This window comes from Streptomyces sp. WAC 04229, assembly GCF_003947455.1.
In the GTDB taxonomy this organism is placed as follows: domain Bacteria; phylum Actinomycetota; class Actinomycetes; order Streptomycetales; family Streptomycetaceae; genus Streptomyces.
The window spans coordinates 1-9,408 of record NZ_QHJH01000245.1 but is presented as its reverse complement, the minus strand read 5'-3'; the positions used below and the strand labels follow the sequence as shown (position 1 = coordinate 9,408).

Below are 9,408 nucleotides of genomic sequence, written 5' to 3'. Positions count from 1 at the left end.
GCCCCCGCGTCCCCGAGCACCCCGCCGGCCACCACCCCGGCCTCCAGTGACGTCGCCAAGGTCGTGGAACTCGTCAACGCCGAGCGGAGCAAGGCCGGCTGCTCCCCGGTGACGGTGAACGCCGCCCTGACCAAGGCCGCGCAGGCACACAGCGAGGACATGGCGGCCACCGGCACCATGTCGCACTCCGGCTCGAACGGATCGTCGCCGGACGACCGCATCACCAACGCCGGGTACAACTGGAGCACTTACGGCGAGAACGTCGCGTACGGCTACGAAACGCCCGAAAAGGTGATGGCGGGCTGGATGTCCAGCCCCGGCCACAAGGAGAACATCCTCAACTGCGACTTCAAGGAGATCGGCGTCGGCCTCGCGCAGCCCGGCTCCTACTGGACCCAGGACTTCGGCACGGCCCGCTAGGCGGGCCGGGACGGGCGAACGCGGCCGCAGGCGCTCAGCTACGCCTGCGGCCCGCCGTCAGCCCGACGTACACGACGAGCGACGCCCCCAGCCCCACCGCCCAGCCGTAGTCCGCGAGGGGCTTGAGGAAGGGGATCAGCCCGTCCTCGGGGAAGGGTCCCTTGCCCGGGGCCGAGTGGGAGCCGCCCACCGCGAGCACCCCGCCGACCACGAAGGCGGCGACGGCGCGCAGGTTCCAGCCGGAGGTGTACCAGTAGCGCCCGCCGGGTGTGTACAGGGCGGGCAGGTCCAGCACGGTGCGGCGGATCAGCCAGTAGTCGGCGATGAGGATGCCGGCGACGGTGCCGAGCAGCCCGCCGACCAGGCCGAGCCAGGTGAAGATGTACAGCTCGGGTGTCTCGGTGAGCTTCCACGGCATGATCAGCACGCCGACGACGCCCGTGACCAGGGCACCGGTGCGGAAGTTGATCAGCCGCGGCGCCAGGTTGGCCAGGTCGTACGCCGGCGAGACGACGTTCGCCGCGATGTTCACCGAGATGGTGGCGACCAGCACCGTCACCAGGGCGAAGAGCAGTCCGAAGACGTTGTCGGTCCGGGCGGCGAGCGCGACCGGGTCCCACACCGCGGCCCCGTACACCGCCTGCGAGCCGGAGGTGACGAACACGGACAGCAGCGCGAACAGCGTCATGGTCGTGGGCAGTCCGAGCGTCTGGCCCCAGACCTGGGCGCGCTGACCCGCGCCGAAGCGGGTGAAGTCGGGAATGTTCAGACTCAGGGTGGACCAGAAGGCGATCATGCCCATGAGGGACGGGAAGAACACCGGCCAGAAGTCCGCGCCCCAGCCCAGGCGCGACGGCTGGTCGAGGAGCGGCCCGAGGCCCCCGGCCTTGTTCGCGATCCAGGCCAGCAGCACCAGCGCGCCGACGATGACGAACGGCGCGGCCCAGTTCTCGAACCGGCGCAGCGCCTCCATCCCCCGGTAGATGATGGCCAGTTCGAGGGCCCAGAACAGGACGAAGCACACCCAGAGCGTCCAGGGCTGGCCGCCGACCTCCGACGCCTCGGCCCAGCCGCCGAACAACTTGCCGAGCAGGACGAAGATCCCCTGGCCGCCGATCCAGGTCTGGATGCCGAACCAGGCGCACGCCACCCCGGCCCTGATCAGCGCCGGCAGGTTGGCGCCGCGCAGCCCGAACGAGGCACGCGCCAGCACCGGGAACGGGATGCCGTACTTGGGCCCGGCGTGCCCGGTCAGCAGCATCGGCGCGAGCACGATGACGTTGGCGAGCGCGATGGTGAACACGGCCTGTTTCCAGTCCATGCCGAGCGCGACGAGACCGGAGGCGAGGAGCCAGGAGGGGATGTTGTGCGCCATCCCCACCCACAGGGCCGCGAAGTTGTACGTCGTCCAGCGGCGGCGGGCCAGCGGCACGGGCAGCAGGTCGTCGTTGACGAAGCGGTTGTCGGTGAGGACGGTGCCGGGCGGGAGCTCGACGCGTCCCGCCTGCTCGGGTATGGGACTGTCGGACGGCGTGGGCGGGACGGTCGCGGTCATGGGCGTGACCCTTCGGCGGAGGGTTCCGGAACGGGTTCCGGTCAGCGGTGGAGTGCCGGGATGATCTCCGCGCCGTACGCGTCGATCGTCGCTTCCTGCGCGTCGTGCATGTCGTACACGGCGAACTGGTCGACGCCGAGGGCGCGCAGGGCCCGGAGCTTCTCGATGTGCTGCTCGACCGGCCCGATCAGGCAGAACCGGTCGACGATCTCGTCCGGCACGAACTGCGTGTCCGGGTTGCCGCTGCGTCCGTGGTGGGCGTAGTCGTAGCCCTCGCGGGACTTGATGTAGTCGGTGAGTTCGTCGGGGACGGCGGCGGAGTGCTCGCCGTACTTGCCGACCAGGTCGGCGACGTGGTTGCCGACCATGCCGCCGAACCAGCGGCACTGCTCGCGTGCGTGGGCGAGCGTCCCGGGCGCGTCGTCGGCGGTGACGTAGGCGGGGGCGGCGACGCAGATCGTCACCTCGTCCGGGTCCCGGCCGGCGGCCGCGGCGGCGTCCTTGACGGCCTTGACCATGTACTCGGTGAGGTAGAGGTCGGCGAGCTGGAGGATGAAGCCGTCCGCCTCCTCCCCCGTCATCTTCAGGGCCTTGGGTCCGTACGCCGCCATCCACACCGGCACCTCTGCGCCCGGCTTGATCCACGGGAACCTGACCGCGGTTCCGCCGCCGAGGTCGGCCTCCTCGCCCCGGCCCAGGGCCCGGATGACCCTCATGGCCTCGCTGATGCGGGCGAGGGTGTTGGGCTTGCGGCCGGCCACCCGCATCGCGGAGTCGCCGCGGCCGATGCCGCAGACGGTGCGGTTGCCGAACATGTCGTTGAGGGTGGCGAAGGTGGAGGCGGTCACCTCCCAGGTGCGGGTGCCGGGGTTGGTGACCATCGGGCCGACCTTGAGGCGCGTGGTGTTGGCCAGGATCTGGCTGTAGATGACGAACGGCTCCTGCCAGAGCACGGCGGAGTCGAAGGTCCAGCCGTGGCTGAAGCCGTTGCGCTCGGCCCGCTGCATCAGGCTGACGACGCGGGAGGCCGGCGGGTCGGTCTGCAGGACGAGTCCGAAGTCCATGGGCTGGGCTCCTAGCTGAGGTACTGACAGGTGGAGCGCGGGACGTACGCGCCGTGGCCCTTGTGTCCGGTGTACTCCCGCTCGGTGACGACGAGTTCGCCGCGCGAGAGCACGGTCTCCACGCGGCCGGTGACGCGCCTGCCCTCGTACGCCGAGTAGTCGACGTTCATGTGGTGGGTCTCGGCGGAGATGACCTGCTCGGCGTGCGGGTCGTAGATGACGATGTCGGCGTCGGCGCCGGGCGCGATGGTGCCCTTCTTCGGGTACAGGCCGAACATGCGGGCCGGGGAGGCGCAGGCGATCTCGATCCAGCGGCGGCGGCCGATGTGCCCGTCGACGACGGCCTGGTGGAGCAGGTCCATGCGGTTCTCGACGCCCGGCATCCCGTTGGGGATCTTGGAGAAGTCGCCGCGGCCCAACTCCTTCTGGCCGCTGAAGCAGAAGGGGCAGTGGTCGGTCGACACCACCTGGAGGTCGTTGGTCCTCAGGCCCCGCCACAGCGCCGCCTGGTGCTCGCGCGGGCGCAGCGGGGTGCTGCACACGTACTTGGCGCCCTCGAAGTCGGGCTCCGCGAGGTTGTCGGTGGACAGGAACAGGTACTGCGGGCAGGTCTCGCCGAAGACGTTCAGGCCCTCGTCGCGGGCCCGGGTCAGCTCGGCGACCGCCTCGGTCGCGGAGACGTGCACGACGTAGAGGGGCGCGCCGGCGACCTGGGCGAGTCTGATCGCGCGGTGGGTGGCCTCGGCCTCCAGGAGGGCCTTGCGGACCTCGCCGTGGAAGCGCGGGTCGGTCTCGCCGCGGGCGAGGGCCTGTTCGACCAGGACGTCGATCGCGATGCCGTTCTCGGCGTGCATCATGATCAGCCCGCCGTTCCCGGCGGCGCGCTGCATGGCCCGCAGGATCTGGCCGTCGTCGGAGTAGAAGACGCCGGGATAGGCCATGAACTGCTTGAAGGAGGTGACCCCCTCCTCGACCAGCAGGTCCATCTCCTTGAGCGTCTCCTGGTTCACGTCGGAGACGATCATGTGGAAGCCGTAGTCGATCGCGCAGTTGCCCTCGGCCTTCGCGTGCCAGGCGTCGAGGCCCTCGCGCAGGGAGTGGCCGACGCTCTGGATGGCGAAGTCGACGATGGTGGTCGTACCGCCCCAGGCGGCGGCCCTGGTGCCGGTCTCGAAGGTGTCGGCCGCGTAGGTCCCGCCGAAGGGCATCTCCATGTGGGTGTGGCCGTCGACGCCGCCCGGGATGACGTACTTGCCGGTGGCGTCGAGAACACGCTCGGCCGTGAAGGAGGCGGCGGCCGGGGTGCCGGTCGCGGCGAGGGCGGCGACCCGGCCGTCCTCGATCAGGACGTCGGCGTGGATCTCGTCGGACGCGGTGATGACGAGGCCGCCGCGGATGACGGTACGGCTGCTCATGCTGTTCCCTCCTGTCAGGGGCGGTCCGGGCCCGGTCGGTCAGGGCGCGGTCAGCGGGGAGTACGCGCCCGGCGCGCGGTCCCGGTAGAACTGCCAGCGGTCGCGGACCTCGCGCAGCTTGGCCAGGTCGAGGTCGCGCACGACGAGTTCGGTCTCCTTGTCGCTCGCGACCTCGCCGACGAACCGGGCCTCGGGGTCGACGAAGTAGGAGGTGCCGTAGAAGTCGTTGTCGCCGTACTCCTCGACGCCGACGCGGTTGATGGCCCCCACGAAGTACTCGTTGGCGACGGCCGCCGCCGGCTGCTCCAGCTGCCACAGGTAGCCGGAGAGGCCGCGCGAGGTGGCCGACGGGTTGAAGACCACCTCGGCGCCCTCGAGACCCAGCGCCCGCCAGCCCTCCGGGAAGTGCCGGTCGTAGCAGATGTACACGCCGACCTTGCCGACGGCGGTGTCGAAGACCGGCCAGCCGGAGTTGCCGGGGCGGAAGTAGAACTTCTCCCAGAAGCCCCGCACCTGCGGGATGTGGGTCTTGCGGTACTTGCCGAGGTAGGAGCCGTCGGCGTCGAGCACGGCGGCGGTGTTGTAGAGGACGCCCGGCTGCTCCTCCTCGTACATCGGCAGCACCAGGACGATGCCGTGTTCACGGGCGAGCCGCTGGAAGCGCTCGACGATCGGGCCGTCGGGGATGCGCTCGGCGTAGGCGTAGAACTCGGGGTCCTGGACCTGGCAGAAGTACGGGCCGTAGAACAGCTCCTGGAAGCACAGCACTTGTGCCCCTTGCGCGGCGGCGTCGCGGACCGCCTGCTCGTGGACCTGGATCATCGACTCCTTGTCGCCCGTCCAGGCGGTCTGGAAGAGCGCGGCACGGATCACTCGGCTCATCTTCGGCCTCCACTCGCTCGGTGTGGCGCTGGGTGTGGCGCTCGGTGTGGAGCGAGCCTAGGGAGCGCGGACGGCCGGTTCGATTGGCACGGTGTCACGTCTGCGGGGGTCGGGCATTGCACGGTGTCACCCCTGCTGTGCGTCGTGGGCGAGGAGCGCGATGTGGACGGAGGCGGCCTGTTCGAAGTCGTCGAGGTCGACGCCGAGGCGGCCCTGTATCGCCTCCAGCCTGCGGTAGAGGGCGGGCCGGGAGACGTGGTGGAGCTGGGCGGTGCGGGACTTGTTGCGGCCGGTGGCGAGGTAGGTGCGCAGCACGCCCAGCAGGTCCTCGTCGGGGCTCCGCAGCAGTCCGTTCAGTTCCCGCTCGGCGAAGGACTGGACGTGCGGGTCGTCGCGCAGCAGCCGGACCAGGCCGCGCAGGTGGACGTCGCGCAGGCGCACCACGGGCGGCAGGTCGAGGGCGGCCGGGGAGTCGGCCACGGCGTCGGCGACGTGCCGGGCCTCGCGCAGGCCGGCCGGTACGCCGGCCCAGTCGGTGCGGGCGTCGGCCGCCGCGACGACGGTGTGCGCGGCGTCCGGTTCCGACCGCAGCCGGGCCGCGAAGTGCGCGGTCAGCGCCTTGGCGTCCTGGTCGGGGGCGAGGCTGAGCAGGACGGCGACCCGGTCGTCGGCGAGCCCGGCGGCGATCCCGGACAGGCCCAGCAGCCGCAGCACCCGGTCGAGACGCGCGGTGTCGTGCTCGCGGACGACGAGCGGGACGAAGACCCGGCGGTTGACCGGCAGCCCGGCGGCGCGCGCCCGGGGCAGCAGCTGCCGCGCCGGTACGGCGCCGCTGACCAGGTCGGTGAGCAGACTCCGGGCGGACTGCTCCTCCCAGGAGTTCCAGGAGCCACCGGGGCCGCCGGTGTGCGTGCCGTCGCCGCCGAGCATGCGGTGCAGGACGAGCGCCTCGGCGGCGCGCTCGGCCAGCAGCCGTCCCGCGGCCCGGTCGCCGCGGTAGCCGCACAGCACCAGTCGGCCCCAGCGCTCCCCCCGGCAGGTCAGGTCGGCGCGGATCCAGCCGTCGGCGGTGCCGGCCCCGGCCTGGCGGGCGATGCGCTCCCAGTCCCGGAGCACGTCGTCGACCGCGGGCCGCTCCCCCGCCGTGGCGAGGACGCGGTGGGCGAGGTTGGTGACGACGACCGGACAGCCCCCGTGCCGGGCGACCTCGTCGAGCAGGCGCTGCACGGGCGCGCCTGCGGTGATCAGGCCGGTCAGTTCGGTGCGGACGGCCTCGGAGAGGCTGACGGCGGCGAACTTGCGCCGCAGCAGCCGGGACTGCACCTCCTCGGTCAGTTCGGCGAAGGGGAACGGCCGGTGCAGGACGACCATGGGCAGCCCGCACCGCTCAGCCGCCCGCCGCATCACGTCCGGCGGAGCGGGGAAGGCGCGGCCGAGGCCGAGCACGACGGCCGCCGCCTCCGCCCGGTCCAGGGAGCGGATGTACTCGCCCTGCTTGTCCTCGTCACCGGCGAGCAGCACCCCGGTGGTGAGGACCATCTCGCCGCCGCTGAGCATCACGCCGACGTCGGCGGCCTCGGCCACGTGCACCCAGCGCACCGGCCGGTCGAGCCGGTGCGCGCCGGCCACCACCTCGGGCTGTCCGGCCAGCACCCGCTCCAGGCCGAGGACCTGGCGGACCGACAGGGCGGGTTCCCAGGGCTGCTGCTCCGGGGTGACGGGTGTGTCCGGGGTGGAGGTCATGGCGGCGGTTCCTCTGCTCGGGACGCTGCTGTCAGATGCTCCGCAGGGCGCGTTCGAGGATCGCCGCGCCCTCCTCGGCCTCCGCGACGGTGAGGGTCATCGGCGGCGCGACGCGCAGGGCGCTGGTGTTGTGGCCGCCGCCCTTGCCGATGAGCAGCCCGCCCGCGCGGGCCTCCTCCAGCACGGTGGCCGCCGCGTCGGGCGCCGCCTCGTCGGTGCCGGGCCTGGTCAGCTCGATGCCCAGCATCAGGCCGCGCCCGCGGACCTCCCGTACGTGCGGCACCTGGGCGGCGACCGCCCGCAGCCGTTCGAGGAGCAGTCCGCCGACGCGCCGGGCGTTGCCCTGGAGGTCGTGCTCCAGCAGGTACGCGAGGTTGGCGAGGCCGGCCGCCATGGTGACCTGGGTGCCGCCGAAGGTGGAGATGCTGTTGGCGTCCAGGCAGTTCATGATCTCGGCGCGGGCGACGACACCGCCGACGGACATGCCGTTGCCGATGCCCTTGGCGAAGGTGACGATGTCCGGCGGGCCGCTCTGCGCGTGTGCCTGCCAGCCCCAGAAGTGGTCGCCGGTGCGGCCCCAGCCGGTCTGCACCTCGTCGGCGATCCAGAGGACGTCCCGCTCGTGCAGCACCTCGCGGAAGGCCGCGTACAGGCCGTCCGGCGGGGAGGTGAAGCCGCCGACGCCCTGGATGGGCTCGGCGATCAGCGCGGCGGGGGCGCGGGTGTGGCCGAGGAGGTCCGTGAGGTCGTCGACGCAGGCCGCGATGAAGTCCCGGTCGTCCAGGTGCGCGTAGGGGCCGCGGGTGCGGACGCCGCCGTGGACGTAGAGCGTCTGGAGCGGGGACAGCGAGGTCGGGGACCAGCTGCGGTTGCCGGTGATGCCGACGGAGCTGAAGGAGCGGCCGTGGTAGCTGTTGCGCATGGCCAGGATGGTGTTGCTGCGCCGGTGGGTGGTGGCGAGCAGCAGGGCGGTGTCGTTCGCCTCGGTGCCGGAGGTGGTGAAGAAGACGCGGGCGTCCGGGATGCCGGACACGTGGGCGACGCGCTCGGCGAGTTCGACCATGGGCCGGTTGAGGTAGAGGGTCGAGGAGTGGATGATCCGTCCGGCCTGCTCGCTGACCGCCTTGGTCACCTCGGGCAGGGCGTGCGCGGTCATCGTGGTGAGGATGCCGCCGAAGAAGTCGAGGTACTTGTTGCCGGCGGCGTCCCAGACGTGCCGGCCCTCGCCGTGCGTGATCTCCAGCGGGTCCTGGTAGTACAGGGCGAGCCATTCGGGCAGCACGGCCCGGTGGCGGCCGAACAGGTCCTTGGTCACGGCCGCACCAGCCCTTCGTAGGCGTCGGGGCGGCGGTCGCGGTAGAAGGCCCACTGCCGCCGCACCTCGTCGATGAGGTCGAAGTCCAGGTCGCGGACGACGAGTTCCTCCTTGGTGTCGCTGGCGCGCTCGCCGACGAACTGCCCGCGCGGGTCGACGAAGTACGACGTCCCGTAGAAGTCGTTGTCCCCGTACTCCTCCTGGCCGACCCGGTTGATCGCGGCGACGAAGTACTCGTTGGCGACGGCCGCCGCGGGCTGTTCGAGCTGCCACAGGTGGGCGGAGAGCCCGCGGTGGGTGGCGGAGGGGTTGTAGACGAGCTGGGCGCCGCCGAGGCCGAGTTGGCGCCAGCCCTCCGGGAAGTGCCGGTCGTAGCAGATGTAGACGCCGATCCTGCCGACAGCGGTGTCGAAGACGGGCCAGCCGAGGTTGCCGGGTCGGAAGTAGAACTTCTCCCAGAATCCCTTGACCTGCGGGATGTGATGCTTGCGGTACGTCCCGAGGACGGTGCCGTCGGCGTCGATCACGGCGGCGGTGTTGTAGTAGAAGCCGGACTGCTCCACCTCGAAGACGGGGACGACGATCACCATGCCGGTCTCGCGGGCGAGTTCCTGCATGCGGCGGGTGGTCGGGCCGTCGGGCACCGGCTCGGCCCAGCGGTAGTGCTCGGGGTCCTGGACCTGGCAGAAGTAGGGGGCGTTGAAGACTTCCTGGAAGCCGATGACCTTGGCTCCCCGCCGGGCCGCCTCGCGGGCGTGCTCCTCGTGTTTCGCCACCATGGACTCGGTGTCGCCGGTCCAGGTGGCCTGAACGAGAGCGGCACGTACGACGTTGGCCATGAGCTGCTCCTTCGACGCGACGTCAGAGCCTCTACGCCCGTAGAGCGGGCCGTAGAGGGACGAACGTAAGCCTGGCCGGACGGGCTTGCCAAGACCATCGTCGCCACGGCGCGGTGTCGATCGCTTTTCGCACTCCTGTGGGTGAGTGCGGGTGCCTCGGGCCGGCACGGGCGTC

General features: G+C 71.5%; 8 protein-coding genes. 1 reads left to right on the top strand and 7 read right to left on the bottom strand.

What is annotated here, in order from left to right:
- Nucleotides 1–420, top strand: a 420-nt coding sequence (locus DMH12_RS34870; RefSeq protein ID WP_148107577.1) for a CAP domain-containing protein, incomplete at its 5' end; no start/stop codon positions are given.
- A 34-nt stretch (nucleotides 421–454) separates the two neighbouring features.
- Here the strand turns inward: DMH12_RS34870 and DMH12_RS34865 are convergent.
- The 7 genes from DMH12_RS34865 to DMH12_RS34835 form a co-directional block, all read right to left on the bottom strand.
- Nucleotides 455–1,975: an NCS1 family nucleobase:cation symporter-1 gene (locus tag DMH12_RS34865; protein ID WP_125495336.1), complete on the bottom strand. Its 1,521-nt coding sequence runs from the start codon at nucleotides 1,973–1,975 to the stop codon at nucleotides 455–457.
- A gap of 41 nt (nucleotides 1,976–2,016) precedes the next feature.
- Entirely contained in the window at nucleotides 2,017–3,039 is a 1,023-nt protein-coding gene (locus DMH12_RS34860; protein ID WP_125495335.1) for a TIGR03842 family LLM class F420-dependent oxidoreductase, read from the bottom strand.
- Nucleotides 3,040–3,050: 11 nt separating this feature from the next.
- Nucleotides 3,051–4,454 carry a dihydropyrimidinase gene (hydA, locus tag DMH12_RS34855; RefSeq protein ID WP_125495334.1) on the bottom strand — a complete coding sequence of 468 codons (1,404 nt, stop codon included), beginning with the start codon at nucleotides 4,452–4,454 and terminating at the stop codon, nucleotides 3,051–3,053.
- Nucleotides 4,455–4,493: 39 nt separating this feature from the next.
- Nucleotides 4,494–5,336 carry a nitrilase-related carbon-nitrogen hydrolase gene (locus DMH12_RS34850; protein WP_125495333.1) on the bottom strand — a complete coding sequence of 281 codons (843 nt, stop codon included), beginning with the start codon at nucleotides 5,334–5,336 and terminating at the stop codon, nucleotides 4,494–4,496.
- Nucleotides 5,337–5,462: 126 nt separating this feature from the next.
- Nucleotides 5,463–7,079, bottom strand: coding sequence for a PucR family transcriptional regulator (locus DMH12_RS34845; protein ID WP_125495332.1), 1,617 nt, complete (start codon nucleotides 7,077–7,079; stop codon nucleotides 5,463–5,465).
- A 31-nt stretch (nucleotides 7,080–7,110) separates the two neighbouring features.
- The gene (locus DMH12_RS34840) at nucleotides 7,111–8,394 is read right to left on the bottom strand and encodes an aspartate aminotransferase family protein (protein WP_125495331.1); all 1,284 of its coding nucleotides are present in this window, start codon (nucleotides 8,392–8,394) and stop codon (nucleotides 7,111–7,113) included.
- Complete coding sequence (locus DMH12_RS34835) at nucleotides 8,391–9,233, bottom strand: nitrilase-related carbon-nitrogen hydrolase (RefSeq protein ID WP_125495330.1); 843 nt, start codon at nucleotides 9,231–9,233, stop codon at nucleotides 8,391–8,393. Before DMH12_RS34835 ends, DMH12_RS34840 begins: the two co-directional genes overlap by 4 nt.
- Nucleotides 9,234–9,408: the final 175 nt, after the last annotated feature.